The organism is Leptolyngbya sp. 'hensonii', from assembly GCF_001939115.1.
In the GTDB taxonomy this organism is placed as follows: Bacteria; Cyanobacteriota; Cyanobacteriia.
In genome coordinates this window covers 17892-39706 of record NZ_MQTZ01000048.1, presented here as the reverse complement: position 1 = coordinate 39706, position 21815 = coordinate 17892, and the positions used below count along the sequence as shown (strand labels likewise).

The following is a 21815-nucleotide window of genomic DNA, read 5'->3' as shown; positions in this document are numbered from 1 at the left end:
GGCGATAATACTTGGATTTTACGATTTGGGCGGTGGCGTCAAATTAGGGCAGGTTCGATATTCGGGTGAGGTTTTGTCAAAATTGCACTGGTAAAGGTAAGGTTCCTGCCATCCTAACGGGATCTCTAACAAATCCCGGGTGCCGGTCATGCCCTGGCCAATGAATAACAAGAGAGCGATCGTATTCAAGACCGTGTGGATGATCCGCCACCGGTTAGAGCGATCCTGGTAAATATCAGGAACGATCGCCAGTGAAAAAATCATCAATAGGGCAGCAGCCATCCCAAAGTAATAGTGGGACCAGTACCATTCTTCTGTGAGCCGATACACCCCATCCTGACAGCCCAGAATAACCAACCCTGCTCCAGAGAGGAAGCCAAAAACCCCCCGCCAGACCCGGCTATGAGCTCTGTACAGAAGTACCAGAGACGCGATCGTCAAGATGAACATCAAGACAATGAAGAAAGCTTTAGCAGGAGTTTTGGTGAACGCTTCCGTCTCCAGAAGTGTTTTGAAAATGGGATGAGCCAGCCCAATGAGGGCAATGCCAACGACGGATCCGGTTAACCAGCGTCCCAGTTTCAGGTGTTCATTCCCGACGCCGATCGGAATACGACTCTTTCCCTGTGCAGCCGTTTGCAAACGGCGCTGGCGAGTCTGAAGTGCATAATAGACAACGATTCCAATCAGGGGAAACACAAAAGAAACGGCAAGGGCAGGATGAATCAGGCTAAGAAAATCTCTGAATTCCATACATTCTCATGGGCAGATAGACAGGCGACGGGACAAGATTGTTACCTCGAAGAGAGTCCGACGTAAACTAGAAACAAATTAGTATACGGGCTAAGCAATTTACTGGTTTCTAACGGATTGTAAAGGGTTAAATCAACTTCTGCTGTTTAGATCTGCGACTGTTTCAAGCAGTCAGAGATCTCGCCCCTGGAGATTTTACTTAAGGAACGGGAATTAAATAACCTGGATTTCTTCAGCCCTCACCCCCAACCCCCAACCCCTCCCCCTCTCCCAAATTTGGGAGAGGGGGCAGGGGGGTGAGGGCAATCAGGAGTTTGACACTTTATTTAATTCTCGTTCCTAAGTGGGATGAAATACAGGCTGGCCAAATCCGATTGGCTCACGATCACGTAAGTAGTTGTGAAGAAGTGATACCAATTGAAAGTGTGTTTCCATAATCTGCCTCCTCTACAAGCGACGCCTGTGCGGGAAAGGGAGGGGGTATGAGTCCGTTGGGGATGTTTCTATCGATTGAACCCGATCTCTTTATCAGGAGCAACAGATGGCAGTTTCTCAGGTTAGTGGCCTAACGAGCCAGAATAGCAGGGCTCCTTCTATGGCCCGTCCCAGGTTGGCTACGATCATTCTGTTATCTGTCGTAGTTTTGTCTGGACTGATTGTTGCCGGATGGTTTGCTGGCGAAGGGCGAATCAGTGGCATTTTTAACCAGTTACAAGCGATTCTGACCCATCCTCCCCTCTGGCTGATGGTCCCAATGGTGGCCGGAGAGTACCTGCTTGCTCCCACCGTGATTCTGCTGGTGATTGCCTTGGGGGTGATGTGGGTTTCACCCCAACCCCGGCCCTGGTCTCGCTTCGTGGTCATAACGATGCTGCTGGCCCTGACGATTCGCTACATTACCTGGCGGGTCTATACCCTGAATTTGACAACGCCGTTGAATGGCAGCTTCAGCATTGGGCTGTTTGGGCTGGAATTGCTGATGCTGACGGGCGGTATTATTCAACTGACATTGATGCTGAACGTCAAGGATCGGCGACGGGAGGCGGATCAATTTGCGGTGGCTGTCCTGGAAGGGACCTTCAGACCTTCGGTGGATATCTTGATCCCCACCTACAATGAACCATCGTTCATTCTGCGGCGAACAGTGATAGGGTGTCAGGCGATCGACTATCCGGACAAGCGAGTTTACCTGCTGGATGATACCCGTCGCCCCGAGATGGAAGCGCTGGCAGCGGAACTCGGTTGCCACTATTTAACTCGTCCAGATAATCGTCATGCCAAAGCGGGCAACCTGAACCATGCTTTGGGTAAAACCCATGGGGATCTGATTGTCGTTTTCGATGCTGATTTTGTCCCGACTAAAAACTTCCTGAACCGCACCGTTGGTTTTTTTCAGGATCCGACGATCGCCCTGATTCAGACCCCTCAGAGCTTCTATAACGCGGACCCAATTTCTCGGAATTTGGGTCTAGAGAATATCCTCACCCCAGAGGAAGAAGTGTTCTATCGGCAAATCCAGCCAATTCGAGATGGGGCTGGCAGCGTCATCTGTTCTGGAACCTCTTTTGTGGTGCGTCGGTCTGCTTTGCAGGAAACAGGTGGATTTGTGACCGACTCCGTGAGTGAAGATTATTTCACGGGCATTCGGCTCACAGCCCAGGGCTATCGGTTACTTTATCTGGAAGAAAAGCTCAGTGCTGGCCTGGCGGCTGAGAATATCACCGCCCATGCGATTCAACGGTTGCGTTGGGCCAGAGGGACATTACAGGCTTTCTTTATCGCAGCCAATCCACTGACGATTCGAGGGTTGAGCCCCCTGCAACGGTTGGCTCATCTGGAGGGTCTGCTGCACTGGTTTTCCAGTTTTCCCCGCATTGGTTTTCTGGTGATTCCCCTGGCCTATTCTTTTCTGAATGTGATTCCGCTGCGGGCCACGGCTCCAGAATTGATGTATTTCTTCCTGCCCTACTATGTGGTGCAGTTGAGTGTTTTTTCTTGGCTGAATGGGCGCAGTCGATCGGCCCTGCTCTCCGACATTTACTCTCTGGCTTTGACCTTCCCCCTGGCTCTGACCGTATTGCAGGTGATGGTGAATCCTTTTTCAAAGGGTTTCAAGGTAACGCCCAAGGGGACTTCCAGCGATCGATTTTCCTTCAATTGGGGATTGGCGATTCCTCTCATCCTCTTGTTTGGAGTGACGGCGGTCAGTTTGTGGCTCAACCTGGGCATGTGTTTGATTAAGGGAGCCTGGCAATTGACCGTGCCCCCAGAAGTAGCCCTGCAGGCGAAAGGAGTTGGCCTTGGTTGGCTCTGGAGTGCCTATAACCTGATCATGATTGGCATTGCCCTGTTGATTCTGATTGACGTGCCCAAGCCCAGTCCCTACGAATGGTTTGATTTGCGCCGTACCGTGCGGTTGCAAATTGGAGAGGGCATCTTCTGGGGGGTTACCACCATGGTGTCAGAGGTGGGGGCAGAAGTTGCCCTGACCCAGGCAGGGTTTCCGGAAATGGTGGCAGCAGAAACCCTACCGGTAACGCTAGAAATTCTGGAAGAGTCTCTGCACCTGGAGGGAATCGTGATTCGTAGCGGTTTTGAGGGAGAATTCCCGACTGTTCGTGTATTGTTTAATTCTTTGGGTTTGGACCAACAGCGTTGCCTGGTGAAGATGCTGTTTTGCCGTCCGGGACAATGGAAAAGCCATGAAACCCCGGGAGAATTTCAGTCTCTGCTGCTTTTGTTTCGAGTCCTGTTCCGGCCCAGAATTTTGTTCGATCGCAATATCGATATCAGCCCCATTTCAGTGGCGAAGGTTTAGGCCAGAAAGACCCAGAGGCGCAGAGATAGGGAGACAATCCTCTGCGCCTCTGCCGTACACCAGACCTAAACCGCTTGGAGCAGACCTCGCAGTTCCCCGGCCCGATTTTGTTTCGTGTGAATATCCATGTATAGTTTGCCTCCCTCCAGGGCCTGCAACTGTTCATCGCTCAAGGTATACTCACCTGCAAAACGGCCAGATAGTCCTCCCTGATTCAGCATCACCTTCAGGGCATACTGGAAAGGCCCGTTTTCAGTCGTGGCTCCCCGATGAATATGGACCGCAGACGTAATATTGGGGTTAGGTGGGCTGACCGGGTCTGTGCCATAGTCTCGCAATGCACTGGATAGGCCACTAAAATCTCCCCGAAGAACCAAGCGGTTGCCCACCAGTACAGCCCCTGCGGTTCCAAAGGCAGAAGTCATGGGGGCACTACCCACCACCTTATCCCGAGTCAGCATGACCCGGTAGCGTTTCATTGTGGAGCTCTCCATCATTCCCTGAGCCACTAAAACAGACTCGGCAGCTTGCCAGTTTGAGTCCAGATGCTGGTTAATCAGCGTTTGAGCCGAGGCAATCTGGGTCAGTTCAGAGGCACTAAAAATGTCGGGGTTATTTCGGAGCCCGATCGAAGTCAGGGTTTTACCCAGAGAAGGAATTGAGAAGCTGATCAGTAACAGGCAGGTTAGGCTGCCCAACACAAAATTGAAGAGTCGTCTGGTTCGGTTCATAGGTCTCTCCTAGTGACAAAGATGGTTGGCGCGAGTTCCTCTCTATGTTGATCTGAACCCACCTTCAATTACGCCAGGATGAGTCGTTTGGATCTATCTGAGGAGCCCAGATCAGAATGAAAGTCGGACCTTTTAGGGCGGTATTCTAGTAACAGAGACTGTGAACAATGCCTATGCCCTGGTTTGTCAAAATCGAAGAAGGAATTGTGGAAAAAGCTACCTTTGATCAGCATGTCCCAGCTCATAAGGCTTTTGTGCAGACGCTAATTGAACAGGGCCATGAAGCCCGAACCGGATATTGGGCCAGACGAGGGGGAGGGATGCTGTTGTTCAAGGCAAGTTCTCTGGAAGAGGCGGAGGCGATCGTGGCTCGGGATCCGCTGATCCAGCATGGTTGCGTCAAGTACCAGCTTCACGAATGGCGGATTGTGGTTGAATGAATCCATGCCTGTCCAGTTCAGGAACTGGTGGCGTCATTGATCCATTACGATTGTTCAGAGGAGAGTGATATTCAGGCAAAATGTGTTATGAGCGTTGCATGCAGGGCGTCTTAACTGAAATGAATATCAGTTCTCCTGCTTCAGGATTTTAGTTGAATGCAAGCAATACTCTGCCGCCAGATTAGAGTCGTTTGCTCTGCTGTGTCACTCAGACAGAGGCAGTAGGGATCTTGCCAGCGAATTTTGCCAGATATTTTATTGCCGGTTACGAGTTGGATTTCAACCTCCTTACCTTCTCGAATCAGGTTTTGAATGAGGCGTACACTAGGTAATCCGGTTTCTAGCTCTAGGGACATGACGATTCCTTCTACAGAACTTTGCTTGAGATTTCAATTTTCACTTCATCCATATATATAGCGCTTCGCGCTCAAGTGGCAACAGCTACCTGTGCCCCCCAAAACGAGCCAGATAATTGTTTTTGAGGGGTTCATGGGACTTCTATTCAAGTGCAAATGGTTACAGGAGAAGTTATGGGCATCGAATTTACGAAGTATCACGGTCTAGGGAATGATTTCATTCTGATAGACAATCGTCATCAACCAGTCCCCTGCCTCACGCCAGAGCAAGCGGTAGCCCTGTGCGATCGCCATTTTGGGATCGGTGCCGATGGGGTCATCTTTGCCTTGCCTGGTCAGGATGGGACTGATTACACCATGCGTATTTTTAATTCAGATGGCTCTGAACCGGAGATGTGTGGCAATGGAATTCGCTGTCTGGCCCGATTCTTGTCGGATCTGGAAACCCGGGACGGGCAGACTTCTCCTTCCCAGTCCTATCGGATTCATACCCTGGCCGGAGTGATTGCCCCCAAACTGGAAGCGGATCGTCAGGTGACTGTGGATATGGGGCAGCCCCGTTTGTTGGCGGGTGAAATTCCGACTACGCTGGGAGTGGCCGATCGATCCGTGGTGAATCAGCCCCTGGAAGTAGCTGGGCAGACCTGGGCCGTTACCTGTGTCAGTATGGGCAATCCACATTGCATTACTTTCGTGGAGGATGTGGCTGTGATCCCGCTGGCAGAGATCGGACCTCAGTTTGAACATCACCCTGGGTTTCCCCGACGGACCAATACGGAGTTTATCCAGGTGGTGCGAGCGGATTATCTGAAGATGCGAGTCTGGGAACGGGGAGCTGGCATCACCCTGGCCTGTGGTACTGGAGCCTGTGCTGCCCTGGTCGCGGGGGTGATGACGGGCCGTTGCGATCGACGGGCAACGGTGGAGTTGCCGGGGGGGCTCCTGTTGATCGAGTGGTCTGCCGCAGACGATCGGGTGTATATGACTGGTCCAGCAGAACAGGTCTTTGTAGGGCAGATCGGATAGTCCCCCCAATTTCCAACAATGGGAAAATGAAGTATTAGTATTGAAGCGTAGTTTTCGACCAGAACTATGACCGACTCTGCTTCTTCCATTCCCAACAGTGCATCTACCCTATTGCCCCTGACTTACCTCGGCCCCAGAGAGGTCCTGATTAACCAACCCATAATCCTGAAGGGTAATTTTGACCCTGCCCAGATAGCCCAGATTTCTCTGGTGGCCGAAGATAAGTTTGCTCTGACTGTGGTGATCAATACCCAGACTAAAACCTGGCAGGTGAACCTACCCCAGGGATTTAAGACTGGAGGGCAGCGCTGGCTCCGGCTCAAAGGAACGAATCGAAGTGGCAAAGTAGTTTCTAATCAGGTGATCTATCTCACAGTCAGTACTGACCCAATGACGGTTGGAGAAGCGCTGACTCTGAAAGTGTTGCAAGATACCCTGTTTAAAGTCGTTCCGGCTGATTCATCTACCCTCCAGGCGGACCAAAAAGTGACTGTGGAAGCCGGGAAAACCTTTACTGTGACCAAGTATGGGTTTGTGGATGGCCACTTGAAATTGCTACTTTCCCCCCCGATCGCCCCGATCGGGGAATTTGGTTTTTTCTATGAACCCCATGTTCAGTTAAGTAAAGGCCCTAAGGTACTTCGGTTTGATATCGAGGACGTTGCGGATATCCCGTTAATCGGTCAGGTTCTGGTCACCCAAACGACATTGTTGAAAACCCAGCCGATAGATTCCTCCCAGTTGCCCGACAGCCAGAAGACTCCCTTGATTCAGGGCTTGGTGCTGCAGATCATAGGGTTCGCCTCTATTTCAGGTCATTTCCGCTTAATTCTGCAGGAGGAAATTCCTGGTTTTGGTAAAACTGGCTATGTCTACTGGCAACATGTTCAGATTAAGAAGGATGGCCGGATTGTGGGCTTTACCCCCAATGCCATCAATCTGACGATTTTGCAGACCACCCTGCTGAAAAAACGTCCTGTTCAGTCGAATACCCTGTCCGATCGGGAAAAGGTGATGTTGCCCAAGGGTGGGATCTACGGGGTTGTGGGGTATTCCGTTACAGGAGATCACATCAAACTGGCCCTGAATGAAAACCTGCCTGACTTTGGCAATACAGGTTACCTGTATATCAACCATATTCGGATGAAGCGAGGCAGTCAGATCTTTAATCCAGCCCCAAAATCGGTGGAGTTGAATGTCCCCTACTTTTCTCAGCGGGACAACCCCCGCCTCTCCTGGGCAACCTGTAATGTGACGGCCATTGGCATGGTCATGTACTTTTACGGCGTGCGGTCTCAGCAGGGCGGCCAGTTGGAGGACGAACTGTTGCAGTGGTGTTTCGATCGCTATGGCCAGGGGAGTCAGACCGATAATATGGTGCTGTCCCAGTTGATTAAAGCCTATGGGTTTAATACCAGCTTCAGTACGACCCGCCGCTGGTCCCAGGTTCGAGATGAACTGGTAAACGGACGCCCTGTGGTACTGGGAGGGCTGTTTACCCATGGTGGTCACATTGTGACCCTGGTGGGCTATACGCCCCTGGGCTATCTGGTGAATGATCCCTGGGGGGATGCCCTCTCCGGATACACCAACATGGAGGGCCGCAAGTTACTCTATCCCTACAGTTATGTGGATCAGAAAGCGGGGCCAGATGGTGGTGTGTGGGCCCATTTCATCTCCCGTCCCCAGTAGAGGCGTTGCTCGCAACGTCTCCGGGCTTGAATCAGGGGGATGCCTTCTTGGGGAATAACTTCAGGATCGATCGCAACCCCCCATTTCCCTGAGCCTCCAGTTTTTCCACCTCTGAAGGCTCAGGAAGTAGACCTGAAGGGGCTTTGAAGTCTAGGAGGAGGACCACGCGGGTGCTGCCACTCTGATTCCAGGCTTCATGTTCGGCTGTGTCATCGAAGACCATGCATTGACCTTCAGTCCAGGTTCTGATCTCCTCTCCGACCCGGATGCCACAGCCCTGAGGGACAATCAAGCCCAGATGACAGCGGAGTAAGCCATCCGGATAGCCAGTGTGGGGCTCAATATGGGTTCCGGCAGCAAGGGATGAAAATCCGGCAGTGACCAAGTCGGGAATTGCTTCCACCAGACGGGTCGTTTCCGGGCAGAGGTTACAGTTTTTGCTAATTTTTACACCGAAAGCGTAGAGCCCGAAGGTATCCCAGCCTTTACCATAGAGATACTTCTCTGGCCAGGGAATGAAATCTCCCTGGCGAAGTTGGTTAAGTTCGCTCCGAATGGCTTCCCAGTTAGATTCCAGGGTTGTGACAAAGGCAAAGTCAGCAGAATTGTAAAACACGCTAGAAATTCAGAACTTAAATCAAAATTGATTGTACGCTGTTTTATTTCTGCTTTAGTACACCCCATTGAATGAGGGTCCGTTTCACCATCATGCCTGTAATGGTGGAGAGAGATTTAAAGATTTCTCCTGGCCCACCCAGGCGCTGCAGGGTTTGCCAACTAAAAGTGATCCAATCCCAGCCCCGGGCGATCGCCTCTCCCAGGGTTACTTTTTCGGGCTTCGGCTTTCGGGGGGGGGGAGACAGGGGGATGGGTCCACTGCTGGAAGTCGGGGTTTCAGGTAAGGGTTGATCCGTCTCACTCATTTACAATGATTCCTTTCCAGGCAACTCCTGGAAAGAATTTTACAACCCATTAATGTTCTATCGTCAATTGCCATTCTCTGGCTTGATTGTTCCAGAGTGGTTGATTGGTTTTACCCACGACATAAGGTCCCCAATAGGTACGGGAACCATCCTGGGCAAAAGCAACCAGAATGTCTCCCTGCTTCAGGGTCAACCCACCTTGGGGCAGAGAAAGCAATAATCCTTTGCCACTCCCTTCCTGGGGGGCAAAATCCCAATGAACCGGTTTTCCCAGGGCTGGTGGATTGCTGGTGGATTGGGGTGTAATTTGCCGTAGGGCAACCCGGATGGGGTGATCAGTTCGGTTGCTGATGCGGAGATTGCCTTGATCGGGCATAGCAGTTCGATCAACTGCAGAAGCCACTGCTGGTCTTGCCGGATCGGTCATTTCGACCACAGGTTCCCCCGATCGCAGGGCTTCTTCTGCAAAGCTGACTTGAGGAGGATTTTGAGGTTTGGCTAATAGGTAAGCGACCAGACCGACCATCAAGGTTCCAGAGATGGCGATCGCGGGGTAGGTTATAAATTTTGTACTCACGGCTTTTCTTTCACCCCACAAGGCAAGTGTCATTTATGCAAAATACCCGGCTCAATAATTTGATGGAGACCATCACCAGCCGCATTGAGCAGATTCTTCAAAATCCCTGGCGGCGTCTGGCGGTGTTAGGACTGAATTTGCTGTTTGGCTTTTTCTTAGGGTCTGCTATCCCCACCTCTACAGGACAAGCAGCCCGATGGGATATCGTGGTGGCGTTGATCCTGGTTGTCGGGGTCGAAATATGCAATCGAATAATTTACGCAAACCTTAAGGAGGGCCGCTCTCCTTTCCTATTGACGATGCTCAATAGTTTAAAAATTGGCCTGACTTATGGCTTGTTTCTAGAAGCGCTGAAACTTGCCAGTTAATTAACTTACCCGAGAAGCCCAGCGGCAAACTAAAAGGATCTAACTTAGCCAAAAAGTGCAATTACTGAGGGGCAATTACACTTAGTCAATAACATATAAAAACCAATAAGTAGTCATCACATATAGAAATTATAGAAAAGACTCTTATTCTTTGTCGAACCATATTCTATATCATCAATTTCCTTAAAAGCGATTCATGATGGTGGATTTACAACAACTTAAGATTCAGTTTTTGCAGGATCAGGAACGGGCTCAAGCTTTTGGAATCACCCTTGAGAATGTCAACCAGACCTTAGAACAACGATTGCAGATCTTTCCAGCTATCTATCCGGCGATTCTCCACCTCTGTCAGGACGACCTCAAACTCAACCTCAATGTCTCAGCCATGCTCTGGGATACCTGGCTACCCCTGGCGCTAAAACTGGCAGATCATCGGCGTGCGGCAAATCGACTCCTGGTGCAGGGGATTCTGGGGGGGCAGGGCACCGGTAAAACGACGCTGGGAAGGGTGCTTACCCTGATTCTGCAGCATTTGGGCTATCGTAGCCTCAGTCTTTCCCTGGACGACCTCTACAAAACCTATGAGGATCGTCAGGCCCTGCGCGATCGCGATCCCCGCTTAATCTGGCGAGGGCCACCCGGAACCCACGACATTTCCCTGGGGCTGACTATCCTGGAAAGGTTGCGGGATGCTCATCCCCTGGCTGAGATTGCCGTCCCCCGATTTGATAAGTCGCTCCATGGGGGCCAGGGGGATCGGACTGTTCCTGAATTGGTCCAGGGGATCGATATCCTGCTGTTTGAGGGATGGTTTGTTGGCGTCCAACCGATCGATCCGGCTGCCTTTCTGCATCCACCTTTCCCGATCGTGACTGAGGCCGATCGAACCTTTGCTCGTGATATGAATACCAGCTTGCAGGACTACCTGCCCCTCTGGGATCAACTGGATTTACTGATGGTCCTCTTCCCGGTAGACTACCGTCTCAGTCTGGCATGGCGGCAGCAGGCTGAACACCAGTTGATCGCTAGAGGGAAGTCTGGCATGACCGATCGAGAAATTGAGCAGTTCGTCACCTATTTCTGGAAATCGCTCCATCCCGAGTTGTTCCTCCCTCCCCTGATCCAGTCCCCCGATCGGGCGAACCTGGTAATTGAAATCAATCCAGACCATTCCTGGGGGCGGATCTATCGCCCTGGGAACCCCTGAACAAGGCCCGATCGACCTGGGCATACAACGCCTCCGGGGTAGAGGAATTTTCCAGAACAACATCGGCAGCCCCTATTTTCTCCGCGATCGCCATTTGACTGTCAATTCGAGCCTGAATTTCTGCCAGTTTTAGGGAGTTCCCATCCGAGCCATCTCCCAATTCCCGCTGCAGGAGTCGCTCAATTTGGAGCTTTCTGGAGGTGTAAACCACCCAGATTTCTGTCACCAGATCGGTCATCCCGGCCTCAAACAGGAGTGGGATCACTAGGACGATCGTGGTGCCCTGCTGATAGACCTCAGCGCTGAGAGCTGCCTGGAACCGATCGCGCACATAGGGATGAATTTGCTGTTCTAGCCAGAGCCGTTCGGCAGGATCGTTGAAAACCAGGCTGCCCAGACGCCGCCGATCTAGGGTCTGGTCTGCCAGCAAGAGCTCAGCTCCATAGCGAGCTACGATGGTAGCCAGAATCGGAGAACCCGGAGCTACAGCATCCCTGGCATAAACATCAGCATCCAGAATGGGTAGGTGGTGGGCCGCCTCCAGATAGCGGGAAACCAGGGTTTTACCCATGCCAATACCACCTGTCAGACCAATAACCCGTTTCATGCAGCCTCTGTTGCGCCCCCAATTTGAGGATAACCAATCTAAAGTTTCTTTAAAGATTCTCCCTGACCTGCCAAAAACGAACAACTGAGCATGGAGTAAAAACCGGCTTTTTCCATCAACACAACCGCCATCTGGCTGATTTTGCTCCTCAGAGAAGGACTTCCATGCGGATTATTGTTCCCTCCAGATTAAACATCTGGAAAAATTGGCTTCCTTTTAGTCTGCTTGCCCTGGCCTGGTTCCTGGCCAATTTTTCCTCCCTGCAGTGGTTATTGCGATCCCTGGAATGGAGATCCCAGTCCCACCTGATTCTGGCTGGGATGCTGCTGGTCGCCATTGGATTTTATCTGGTGCGATCGCGGCAGCACTCCCCAACTCCGTGGGTAGAACCGTTGACCCTGCGGTTCCTGCCCCTGACCCTGTTGCTGGGATCTTCCACCCTGGCGATCGGCTGCCAGTGGTTGCTCGATCTACGCCAGATGACCATTCTGCTGTTTGCGATCGGCACCTATGGCTTGCTGGGGCTAGTTATGCCACCTACTCTCTGGCACAGAGGGCTGCCAGTAGCACTCCTGGTTGCCTGCCTGCTGCCCTTTAGCTCAGAATTTGGCACCGGCCTGGGTTTTCCGGCCAGAGTGTTGACGGCTCAAATGGTCGAGCATGTGCTTTCCCTCTGGCAGGTGGCGGCGGTTTCCTCCCATGACATTATTCTGCTGGAGAACGGCATTGCCCATGTGGATAGTCCCTGCAGTGGCATGAAGAGCCTGTGGACCGGAAGCCTGTTTCTGCTGGCTGCGACCTGGCTGGAGCATCGGTGGTTGGGTGTTCGCTGGCTGCTGGTCTGGGGGCTGACCCTGTTTCTGTTGATCTCGGCCAATCTACTGCGAGTGCTCTTGCTGGTCCTGATTACGGCTGTGTTGAAGCAGCCCCAAGTGGCTCATCTGCTGCATGTGCCCCTGGGATTACTGGGGTTTGTGGCTGCCTGCGGGTTGGGTTGGGGAGCCTTACAAGGGGTGCCCCGGCAGGATCGCCAGATTGTAGCAGCGATCGCATCTCCTGCCCAGATTCTGCATCCCAAGCGGTTGATTCTGGTCGGTCTGCTAGCGACAATCCTGGCTCAGGGATTACTCTTGCAGGGGATCAGTGCCTCCCGTTCAACCCTCCCAATTGCTCCCCTGGTTTGGCCAACCCAGATGGTTTCTCATCCCATCCCCCTGACTGAGGCTGAGCAAGGTCTGTTTGCTAGCAGATCGGCTCTGGTGACGGAGAAACGTCGATTTGTTTCGACTGAAGGTCTGTCTGGCTCCCTGCTGGTGTTGGGTGGAACCAACTGGAGTACTTACCATGCTCCAGAACTCTGTTTCGTGGGGAATGGGCTGAGGGTCGATCGGATGGAAGTACGGCAACTGGCTCCCGATCTGCCCGCTCGCTGGCTTTCCCTGCAGCAGGATCAGCTATCGGCAGCCTACTGGTTTCAATCTGCTCAACGCACAACGGACAATTTTTTGTCGCGGATCTGGAGCCAGATGTTTGAGCGCGATCGCCGCTGGTTCCTGGTTTCCATTCTGTTTGATCAAACCTATTCTCCTACAGACTCCCGCTTGCAATCCTTCGTCACGACGATTCACCAAACTGTTCGCCAAAGCCTTACTGGAGCACAGCTATGAAGCAGCTATTTCCTATCCTCGGACACCTGATCTTCTGGTCCTGGAATTTGACTTTCTCGACGATCGTTTACCTGGGTATTCTGCCGCTGATTGCTCCCCCACTCATCGTTGACGGGTTTCTGGGTCTGGTCCCTGTGGATATTCTCCTGACGCTGTTGGCGCTCATGGCTGTGCCGACCCTCTGTACCTTTCTGGGCTTGTTTTACTTCCTCAGGCGTCCCTTGCACTTGATGCGACTGTTTTATGGGGTGGAAGCCCCTTTGTTTTTCCTCTGTTTGATTCGCCTGTTCCTGATTCGAGAAGTGACACCTGCCTCAGCCCAGGTGCTGTGGACAGTTCTGGCCTGTATCGTGATTTTTCTGCTGGAGTTGTTCTATGGTTACAGGGCTGAGCAGCCTCGCCTGGGGCGATTGCAATTGATCGGGCACAGTCTGATGCTCTGGGTCGGCCTGTTTGCTGGGGCTCTGTTTGCTTTTTATGCCATTCCCCTCGGCTGGGTCCTGCTTCAGGCTTTCTTTAAGTTTGAATGGCTGGGGGCTCTGTTCTCGATGTTCATCTCCCGTCCCCTGGAAACCCTCTGGTGGTTGCCCCTGAGTGTGGTCTTGTTCTTCTTCACGGCAACCCTGTTTGTGATCATGCCCTTTGCCCTGTCTACCTTCTATGTCCAGTCCTGGCGGCGGGTCATGCTGGCTTCCCTGGAGCACCAAGGGCGGTTACAAACCTGGATCGGAACCGTGGCCCCGGCTGCTGTCTGGATGATTTTATTCTGGATGTTGCAGCAACAGCCCCAACTCCAGGCATTCCAAACCTTGAAAACCCTGGCCAACACGGATCAAAATCGGCAGACCCTGCTGACCCAGTCCGAATCAGTGCGTCGAGGGCTGTTGAATGCCTATCTGCTGCCCTATCGCTATCTCAGCACGACCGGCAATAACAACCACATCGAGCAGATGTACCAATCGGTCTTCCATCTTGCCCGACCCGAAGCCCGCTTTCTGCAGGATTGCTATAACCAGCTTATGTCTCCTTTCCTGTATCAGGGGTCTAATGACGAGGACGATCGGGCCGAAAAACTATATGAGGAATTTTTCGATGTTCCGATTCAAAAGGCTGAACGCAAAGCAATTCAACATGCCCTGACCTCGACCTATAACCGCAGTGAGGCCAAGGCTGGGCTGATTAGCATTAACCAGGAAACGGTCTGGGTGAAGCAACAGCGGGTAACGGTGACAGAACAGAGGGACTGGGCTGATGTGGAACTCTATGAGGTCTACGAAAACAAAACCAATGATGAGCAGGAGGTTTTCTACTCCTTCTCCCTGCCGGAAAGTGCGGTGATTACAGGGTTATGGTTGGGGAATAGTGAAAAGCTGGACGATCGCTATCCCTTTGTGGTGTCTCCGCGCGGAGCCGCTCAGGAGGTCTACAATCAACAGGTGCAGAGACGGGTAGATCCGGCTCTCCTGGAACAGGTGGGGCCTCGTCACTATCGATTGCGGGCGTTTCCCGTGCCCCGACAGGCGGTTACCCGTTGGGATCAGAAGCAGCAACTGCATCTGTGGTTAACCTACAAAGTCATGCGGCAGGATGCAGGCTGGGCTATGCCTCAGTTGGGGGAAAAGCGGAATGCGTTCTGGACGGGTAGAACCGAACGGATTTTGAATGGCAAGAAGGTAAAGGTTGATCGGCAAGAATGGCTGCCCGCATTTCTGCCCGCTTCGAATCATCGTCCCCTGCTGCACCAGATCAGCCTGGCGGACAATTACCAGATGACGGTGAAGCCTCTGGCCGATCGGGACTATCGCCTGCCCAACGGGAAGCGGTTTGCGATCGTTGTGGATAGCTCCCGCAGCATGGGGGCTCACCGTCAGGATCTGGTCAAAACCTTCACCTGGCTGAAGCAGGTGGCCTTGAAGCAGAACCAGGCGGATTTGTACATCACTCGCTCCCCCGGTATGGTGCCCCAGCGGTTTGACAATCTGGGCTCCTTTGAAATTGAAAAACTGACCTTCTATGGAACAGTGCAACTGCAGCAGATGCTGGAGCAATTTAACCGGCTTCGCAAGGAAGTGGCCTATGATGCCATTCTCCTGGTGACGGATGAGGGCAGCTATGAACTGTCCAAGGAGGCTAAAGCCCTGGCGGCGGTACCTGCGCCTTTATGGATGGTGCACCTGGGCGGCCAATTGCCCCCAGCATATGATGACACTACCCTGCAGGCGATTCAGGGGAGTAATGGCGGCGTCTCCACGGATCCCCAGGAGGTTTTGCGACGACTGGCCACAAAAACAGCTCTGGGAGCAGCAGCAGTCAATGTCATGGATGGGTATGCCTGGTTGACTGGTCAGGTGGAACAGGCAACAGCAGCATCCAGTAGTGGTTTTGCTCCGATCGCAGCCCGACAGTTGATTGTGGGTCTGAGTCGGGAGGTCAGTCAGGCCGGACAACTGGCCCAACTGGATGCCATGCATGCGATCGCCAAATCCTACAAAATTGTCACCCCTTACTCCTCCATGATTGTGCTGGTGAATGATGCTCAGCGGGAGGCCCTGAAGCAGGCTGAGGCCCGCAAAGATCGGTTCGATCGGGAAGTGGAAACGGGCAAGGAACAATTGACGAAACCCGGTCAGCCGTTTGAAGTATCGGGAGTGCCAGAACCGGAAGAGTGGCTGTTGCTGGCTGTGGTGGCGATCGGGCTGGTTCTGATCGTCCGCTATCGCCGAAAATTGGGTTCGAGCCTGTAGCAAAAACAAAAAGGAGAACAGCATGGTTTTGGGTATGTGGCTTGCCGTAGGTCTGGGGATCACCCAGCCCGCGTCGATTTCCCCCTCTGGGAATGCTCTGCTCACTGCTCCCACTCCACCCCTACCCGTCCAGGTGGCAGCCGCTTCTAGCCAGTGCGAAGCCTTTTATAAGGTTGTCAAAACCAGGGACCGGAATGGTGTTCTTAATCTCCGAACCAAACCTGGGAATAATACCGATGTCATTGGCACTGTCAGTAATGGCTCGGAGGTGATTGCCAATATCTACGATCGCAGCGGCAATTGGGCCGAAATCACGATTAAAGGGGGAAAAACAGGTTGGGTGGCCAGTGCGTTCCTGGCTCCCCATCCCAGTGAATCCCGCAGATTTAAAGGCACCAAGCAGGTCCGCACCCTGGATGGGGATCCGGTTAATATCCGCTCTCAAGGCGTGAATTCGAAGATTATTGGCACCGTTGCCTCTGGGATGATCGTGAACATTGTTCAGACGATCGGGTATGACTCTGAAATTACCGCTCCCAATGGGCTGAGAGGATACATCGACAACCGATTCCTGATTTGCAATTAATAAATTTATGAGCAATAGGCTAATCTGGATTCTGGACCTTATTACGGACGCGCAGGAGTAACTCTTGGAACGGACTTTTTTGGCCGTCAAACCTGACGGTGTACAACGCAAACTAGTGGGCGAAATCATTCGCCGCTTTGAAGTCAAGGGCTTCACCCTGGTTGGTTTGAAGCTGATGAGCGTCACCCGTGAACTGGCTGAGAAGCACTATGATGTGCATCGGGAGAAGCCCTTTTTCCCGGGTCTGGTAGACTTCATCACCTCTGGACCCGTTGTTGCCATGGTCTGGGAAGGGGAAGGGGTGGTGGCCTCAGCCCGGAAGCTGATCGGGGGAACCAATCCTTTAAATGCAGAACCTGGCACCCTGCGGGGAGATTTTGGTGTCAGCATTGGTCGGAATATTATCCATGGTTCGGATGCGATCGAAACGGCCCGAAGCGAGGTCAGCCTCTGGTTCAAGGACGAGGAATTGGTGAGCTGGAAGCCCAGTTTGACCACCTGGATCTACGAATAGACCCAGGTCGGGGCGTTCTCTGCAACGCCCCTAGACTTCCATCGGGGCAATTTCAGGTTGACGATAACCGTAAAAATTAATGCGGTAATCCGTAATCCGTACTCCAGTTTGCTCCTCGATCTGCTGGAGTAATTCTTCTGGCAACTCCACATGAATATCCAGAATTTGCTGGGTATCCAGACAGTTAACGTGGCTGTGGGAGTCGCTGATATTTCCGTACAGGCGTCCGTCCGATCGCTCAATACATTCAATAATGCCCTGGGCTGACAGGGCCTCCAGATTTTGATACACAGAAGTGTGCCCAATCTCCTTGCCCTGACGATTCAAGCGATCGTAGATTTCTCGAGCTGAGAGGTGCTCCTGAGCCTGCCACAGCAGTTCAAGAATAAAACGTCGCTGACGACTCAGACGCATTCCCAGCCTCTGACAATGGTTGATGGCATCATCTAGCGATCGAATCGGTTTAGAAGGGGTCACTTGCTTTGACATACTGGAATATCAGCTTTTTTTGAGCTAACCATAAGACATCACAACAAGAGAACGCTTGTCTAATGTTCAATGTAGCTCGGAGAATTTGAGAAGTTTGTATGGCGGTTTGCTAAAACAAACTCAATTCAACTTTAACTTAATGAGCTGATAGATGTCAGCGGTTGTATGCCAGTAACCTGTACCTTAAATTCTGAGGCCATTAATGCGCTGGATTTATCTGCCATCCAGGCTCTGATTGAGCAACTGCTCAAAGAGTCAGATATCACCTGCTCGGAGCAACAGTTGCAGTTTCAAATTGACTATGAATTAGAACCCGGAGACCCACGGGAACTCCCTGAAATCCCCGAAATTAGGCTCTGGTTCATTCGATTGGATAGCCGCTATCCCTGGATTCCCTTCCTGTTGGACTGGAAATCTGGTGAACTGGTTCGGTATGCGGCCATGCTGGTTCCTCACCAGTTCAGCACCCAGGATGGGATTCAATTCAACCCGGAAGCCCTGGAAATTTTTGTCATGCACAAGGTCTTTGTGTTGACAGATTGGTTGCGATCACGGGGGCTGGAGAGCCGCTCTCGCCTGAAAGCGATGGCCCAGATGTTTGGTTATGACCTCGAAGATGATCTGTTCGATCTGTTGAGTCGCTCCTGAACAAGGCCGATCGTGGATCAGTCTGCATTCAGAAATTCCAGGTAAGCTTTCGTCAGCTCCTTCACGGCTACCTCATAGAACTGGCGGCCATGCTCCGGTGTTGCGAGCGAGGGGTCAGAGCCCATACGACCATCGGGATAGCGCCTGCGGAAATCGACTGCACCGTAAATTTTGTGGCTGCTGGCCACGACCTCACTCAGGGGAGCCTGTTTGATGGCTGCCGGGTACAGGTATTGGGTCACGGCCACCTCGCTGGGGGTGGCATGGGACCCCTCCCGATCGCCATACAACTCGCGAGCCAGCTTGTTCACCCCCGCACTGGCAAACCAGTTGCCCAACTGACATTGCACCCGATCAGCTTGGGGCAGATCCAGTTCAGCCAGGTGCGCATAGGTCTCAGCAAAGGCAGCCTTGAGGGTCGCAATATTGCCGCCATGACCGTTGATGAAGAAAAATTTGGTGAACCCGGAACGGGCCAGACTGGTCAAATAGTCGCGAATCACCAGCAGCAGGGTACTGGGTTTGAGGCTGATGGTGCCCGGAAAGTCGCCGTGGTGCAGGGCCATCCCCACATGGAGGGTGGGGCCAACCAGAGCCTGGGCAGTTTCTCCCACACCCTGAGCGATCGCCTCAGCACAAAGGGCATCAGTGCCAATTAAGCCAGTTGGCCCATGCTGCTCCGTGGATCCGATCGGTAGGATGATTCCTGGGGAATGCTTTAAGTAGTCATCGACTTCAATCCAGGAACAGAGATGCAATTGCATAAGACCTCTCTTGACGTTTTAGATGTTTCCTGTAACGTATACGAACAAATACTGAATTTGCATCTTTGGATGATTCAAGCTCTCAATTTCTGAAAGAGGTTAGAATTGGCAGCAGGATTGATTTCTGTTACTTAGGATTGTTCACTCCAATTCTTTCCAATGCAAACTTTAGTGGAAATTAGAGGCATGTGTTCACAAACACCCCTCGCCAATCGCTAAAATGTTGTTACAAAAGGTGTCCTGCACTACTCCACGGAGTCATGCTTCTATCCGACAGTCTGTTATGAGCAGCTCAGTCAAGCGTCTTCATCCTGGACGATGACATTCAACCCTCTATCACACAGTGTCAAAGAGAATTGTGTCAGAAAGAATTTATTAGAGAGAATCAACGATTGCCTAACCCTTACTGGAAACTCACCCTTCGAATTCCACCGACCCGCTATTCAGGTCACCCTTCAGACTCAATCCCACTTCCAAATTGGGTATTGCCTGGGGCCAGCGAACCACGCTGGTATTGCCCCTGATGGTCCCACTCCTGCGGGAGAAATGGGAAATTTTTTGCCGTCTGAAACATTTGTACGCCGAATAGCAGCTAAAGTTAGTCAAGCACCTGTAAGATTCGTGCTTAGGAGGAGCCAACCTATGTTACACCGCAAGATCTATCAACTGTGTTCTGAAGGCCGGGAAGTCTGGATTTTCTTGCGGGACCAGCAGCGCTGGATTGAAAGGGCACGCATTCTGGATATTGAAGGAGATTTAATTACTCTGCGGTACGAGACCGATGAAGAAGATGAGGTCTGTTCCTGGGAGGAAATGGTCCGCTTAGAGAGCATTGGCTCGGTCATGCAGAAACTGGCTACAGTTTCTCGGATGGGTGCGGAGCCCCAGGTTTCGGAAGATTGCCCCGAAGCCGAGCAAATTCGTAATCACCATGAAGAAGGGTAATAAACAAAATTTTTGCCCAAGGTTCTCCTGCCATTGGGGTTGGCAGTTGTCCCTCTGGCGATCGATTTGAGTCGGAATCTGAGGAGTTTTTTAGGAGTCAGGAGCCAGCCTTTATTTGGGCTTCTGACTCCTGAGTTTTTGATGGGGTTCCAAAGTCAGCTTCATAACCCGATCGTGGTCTGAGCCAAGTCGAAGGCCACGATCGGGTTGGTCAATCTTTGGGCCTGATGATGTTAGAGGGGACGCTAACCTAGCCTGGACTCAAAGGCCGGGCAAAACCCATCTTCGGGCACCCGCAGATTAACCAGAGGAGAAGCTGGATTCCAGCAGTGCTGAGCCCGATAATGCTTGCAAATGCCGCAACAGTCTCTTGTGGGTATCCCATTCTCTGCCTGCATGAGCAGACGATCGCTTCCCTGACCCAAAATTTCCCACTGGGAAAGCCCCCGAAGCACCAGTTCTTCCCCCTGCCAGCGCACTTCGATCAACCCGGTATCCGCAAATTTCTGCCAGCGGGGGTCCGCAGTGACGGCATCGGGAATAGTAATGGTCACCAACGGGCCGGATTCGGTGAGTTCGCCCTCAAAGTTTCCCTCGGGTGCACTGGGTTGGAGAAACGTTTCACCGATCGGCAACTCCACTGGCGTCCCAGCAGCAGGGCAATGCAAGTGATAGCGGTTCTGGAGTTCTTCCAGATTGGTCAAATCTGCCAGATAGGTAGAAGCACCATGGACAAAAATGACGTGTTGCGGGCGCAAATTGTGGATGAGTTGGCTGGTGCCGGGGCCATCACAATGATCGGTGAGCAGATAGGTTTCTACTGCCACGGGAGGCAGATCAGCAGACTCTGGACCCAGACGGTTATCCGGCCATCGTCGGGTTTTATCCAGGGTGCTTTGTAGGGTTGGCGCTGCTATCCGGCCATATTGGGGAAGGAGTACCAGCCATGGGGTATTACCTGAGGTGTAAAAGAGTTCCAGGCGATCGGTGCGATCGGTCAACACAATACAGGGCGATTGGCCGATGAGGGCGTATTGTTCAGGCAAAATCAGACGGCGAACCCGAGGACGGACGCGATCGTCCCAAAACAAAGGCTGATGTTGGGCAAAATTCTGGACTGCTGTGGGGAAGTGGGGTAACAGATCCAGGTAAAAATCACAGGCTGTGGCCACGGTCCCATCAACCCAGATGTCCACATTGCGCCCTGTAAAACTATGGTGGCTTCGAAGCAGCATCAACAATTCCTGGCCAGATCCTAGGAATGGAGCCAGGATTAGAACGGATTGTTTTTCTGAGATGGCGCGACTGATCCTTTCTGCGACCTGATTTTCCTGCTGCCGTCGCCGGGGATGGCGCGCTGTTCCGTAGGTTCCCTCCAGAATCAGGACATCTGGCTTCAGTCCCCGAATTTCTTCCAGAGGGAGACCATCCACCAGGCGACAATTGGAGAGGAAAAAATCGCCAGTGTAGAAAACAGTATAGGAACGGGGTCGGGCTTCTCCCCTGAGCTCGGATGGGGTATAGGTCAACAGGATCGCTGCCGCTCCTGGTAAATGACCAGCAGGCCACAACTCAACTGTCAAGCCATCGCGAAACTCCACAGGCGTGCGCCAGGGGAGGGCCTGGGTGAAAAAGGGTAATTCTGTGGCAGCTTCCTCTGGCCAGTTGAGGGGAAGGAGTTGGGTTGTGACTTCGCTGGCGCAGATGGGCACTTGGGGGAAGGCCCTGTGAAAAGCCAGCAACCCTCTGGCATGGTCGCTATGGGCATGGCTACAGAAAACCAGTTCAATCTGCCCCTTGGGAGTTGAGGCTGCCTCCAAAGGGGCAATATCCCGTAAGCCGCAATCTAATAAGATGCGATGAGATCCCATTCGGAGGAGCAGACAAATACCCTCATCTGCCTCACCTACACCATAGGGCAAACATTCCAGCTCAACCACGGGCTAACTTACATCACAGA

The 21815-nt window shown here is 52.3% G+C and carries 22 protein-coding genes; 12 read left to right on the top strand and 10 right to left on the bottom strand.

The features are described 5' to 3' along the window. Nucleotides 1–18 precede the first annotated feature (18 nt). On the bottom strand, nt 19–753 hold the full coding sequence (locus BST81_RS20305) for a DUF4079 domain-containing protein (protein WP_075600342.1): 735 nt from the start codon (nt 751–753) through the stop codon (nt 19–21). A 541-nt stretch (nt 754–1294) separates the two neighbouring features. Here BST81_RS20305 and BST81_RS20300 point away from each other — a divergent pair. Next, nucleotides 1295–3571, top strand: a complete 2277-nt coding sequence (locus tag BST81_RS20300) for a cellulose synthase catalytic subunit (RefSeq protein ID WP_075600341.1) — start codon at nt 1295–1297, stop codon at nt 3569–3571. A 65-nt stretch (nt 3572–3636) separates the two neighbouring features. On the opposite strand, the gene BST81_RS20295 is transcribed toward BST81_RS20300, so the two are convergent. Further along, a complete protein-coding gene (locus BST81_RS20295; RefSeq protein WP_075600340.1) occupies nt 3637–4302 on the bottom strand; it encodes a CHRD domain-containing protein in 666 nt (221 codons plus the stop codon). A 167-nt stretch (nt 4303–4469) separates the two neighbouring features. Between BST81_RS20295 and BST81_RS20290 the strand changes: the two genes are divergently transcribed. Continuing rightward, on the top strand, nt 4470–4742 hold the full coding sequence (locus BST81_RS20290; RefSeq protein WP_363080503.1) for a YciI family protein: 273 nt from the start codon (nt 4470–4472) through the stop codon (nt 4740–4742). 140 nt (nt 4743–4882) lie between these two features. Here the strand turns inward: BST81_RS20290 and BST81_RS20285 are convergent, their stop codons facing one another. Continuing rightward, the gene (locus tag BST81_RS20285) at nt 4883–5098 is read right to left on the bottom strand and encodes an RNA chaperone Hfq (protein WP_075600338.1); all 216 of its coding nucleotides are present in this window, start codon (nt 5096–5098) and stop codon (nt 4883–4885) included. A gap of 174 nt (nt 5099–5272) precedes the next feature. Here BST81_RS20285 and dapF point away from each other — a divergent pair, with 174 nt between their 5' ends. Both dapF and BST81_RS20275 read left to right on the top strand, forming a co-directional pair. Further along, nucleotides 5273–6124: a diaminopimelate epimerase gene (dapF, locus tag BST81_RS20280; protein WP_075600419.1), complete on the top strand. Its 852-nt coding sequence runs from the start codon at nt 5273–5275 to the stop codon at nt 6122–6124. A gap of 66 nt (nt 6125–6190) precedes the next feature. Beyond that, complete coding sequence (locus tag BST81_RS20275; protein WP_075600337.1) at nt 6191–7816, top strand: C39 family peptidase; 1626 nt, start codon at nt 6191–6193, stop codon at nt 7814–7816. A gap of 31 nt (nt 7817–7847) precedes the next feature. Here BST81_RS20275 and BST81_RS20270 read toward each other — a convergent pair whose 3' ends face one another. Genes BST81_RS20270 through BST81_RS20260 form a run of 3 tightly spaced genes read right to left on the bottom strand, consistent with a single transcriptional unit; the run spans nt 7848 to nt 9349 of the window. Next, a complete protein-coding gene (locus BST81_RS20270) occupies nt 7848–8432 on the bottom strand; it encodes an aspartyl/asparaginyl beta-hydroxylase domain-containing protein (RefSeq protein ID WP_075600336.1) in 585 nt (194 codons plus the stop codon). Nucleotides 8433–8475: 43 nt separating this feature from the next. After that, a complete protein-coding gene (locus BST81_RS20265; RefSeq protein WP_075600335.1) occupies nt 8476–8739 on the bottom strand; it encodes a hypothetical protein in 264 nt (87 codons plus the stop codon). A 49-nt stretch (nt 8740–8788) separates the two neighbouring features. Further along, nucleotides 8789–9349 carry a hypothetical protein gene (locus BST81_RS20260; RefSeq protein WP_075600334.1) on the bottom strand — a complete coding sequence of 187 codons (561 nt, stop codon included), beginning with the start codon at nt 9347–9349 and terminating at the stop codon, nt 8789–8791. Between the two features lie 2 nt (nt 9350–9351). Between BST81_RS20260 and BST81_RS20255 the strand changes: the two genes are divergently transcribed. Continuing rightward, nucleotides 9352–9684, top strand: a complete 333-nt coding sequence (locus BST81_RS20255) for a DUF565 domain-containing protein (protein WP_075600333.1) — start codon at nt 9352–9354, stop codon at nt 9682–9684. A 196-nt stretch (nt 9685–9880) separates the two neighbouring features. Then, nucleotides 9881–10891: a glycerate kinase gene (locus BST81_RS20250; RefSeq protein ID WP_075600332.1), complete on the top strand. Its 1011-nt coding sequence runs from the start codon at nt 9881–9883 to the stop codon at nt 10889–10891. Here the strand turns inward: BST81_RS20250 and coaE are convergent. Next, on the bottom strand, nt 10842–11498 hold the full coding sequence (gene coaE, locus BST81_RS20245; protein ID WP_075600331.1) for a dephospho-CoA kinase: 657 nt from the start codon (nt 11496–11498) through the stop codon (nt 10842–10844). The two genes, BST81_RS20250 and coaE, sit on opposite strands and share 50 nt — an antisense overlap. Before the next feature lie 164 nt (nt 11499–11662). Between coaE and xrtO the strand changes: the two genes are divergently transcribed. The 4 genes from xrtO (at nt 11663) to ndk (ending at nt 17009) form a co-directional block, all read left to right on the top strand. Next, nucleotides 11663–13165: an exosortase O gene (xrtO, locus tag BST81_RS20240; RefSeq protein ID WP_075600330.1), complete on the top strand. Its 1503-nt coding sequence runs from the start codon at nt 11663–11665 to the stop codon at nt 13163–13165. Continuing rightward, complete coding sequence (locus BST81_RS20235; RefSeq protein WP_075600329.1) at nt 13162–15909, top strand: TIGR02921 family PEP-CTERM protein; 2748 nt, start codon at nt 13162–13164, stop codon at nt 15907–15909. The genes xrtO and BST81_RS20235 overlap by 4 nt, the downstream gene beginning before the upstream one ends. A 22-nt stretch (nt 15910–15931) precedes the next feature. Beyond that, a complete protein-coding gene (locus BST81_RS20230; RefSeq protein WP_075600328.1) occupies nt 15932–16495 on the top strand; it encodes an SH3 domain-containing protein in 564 nt (187 codons plus the stop codon). Between the two features lie 64 nt (nt 16496–16559). After that, a complete protein-coding gene (ndk, locus tag BST81_RS20225; protein WP_075600327.1) occupies nt 16560–17009 on the top strand; it encodes a nucleoside-diphosphate kinase in 450 nt (149 codons plus the stop codon). Between the two features lie 30 nt (nt 17010–17039). Here ndk and BST81_RS20220 read toward each other — a convergent pair whose 3' ends face one another. Beyond that, nucleotides 17040–17498 carry a Fur family transcriptional regulator gene (locus BST81_RS20220; protein ID WP_075600326.1) on the bottom strand — a complete coding sequence of 153 codons (459 nt, stop codon included), beginning with the start codon at nt 17496–17498 and terminating at the stop codon, nt 17040–17042. A gap of 165 nt (nt 17499–17663) precedes the next feature. Between BST81_RS20220 and BST81_RS20215 the strand changes: the two genes are divergently transcribed. Next, a complete protein-coding gene (locus BST81_RS20215) occupies nt 17664–18146 on the top strand; it encodes a CRR6 family NdhI maturation factor (protein WP_075600325.1) in 483 nt (160 codons plus the stop codon). 17 nt (nt 18147–18163) lie between these two features. Here BST81_RS20215 and BST81_RS20210 read toward each other — a convergent pair whose 3' ends face one another. After that, a complete protein-coding gene (locus BST81_RS20210; RefSeq protein WP_075600324.1) occupies nt 18164–18910 on the bottom strand; it encodes a creatininase family protein in 747 nt (248 codons plus the stop codon). 642 nt (nt 18911–19552) lie between these two features. Between BST81_RS20210 and BST81_RS20205 the strand changes: the two genes are divergently transcribed. Beyond that, complete coding sequence (locus tag BST81_RS20205) at nt 19553–19855, top strand: DUF6679 family protein (RefSeq protein ID WP_075600323.1); 303 nt, start codon at nt 19553–19555, stop codon at nt 19853–19855. Nucleotides 19856–20100: 245 nt separating this feature from the next. On the opposite strand, the gene BST81_RS20200 is transcribed toward BST81_RS20205, so the two are convergent. Beyond that, complete coding sequence (locus BST81_RS20200) at nt 20101–21795, bottom strand: MBL fold metallo-hydrolase (RefSeq protein WP_075600322.1); 1695 nt, start codon at nt 21793–21795, stop codon at nt 20101–20103. Nucleotides 21796–21815: the final 20 nt, after the last annotated feature.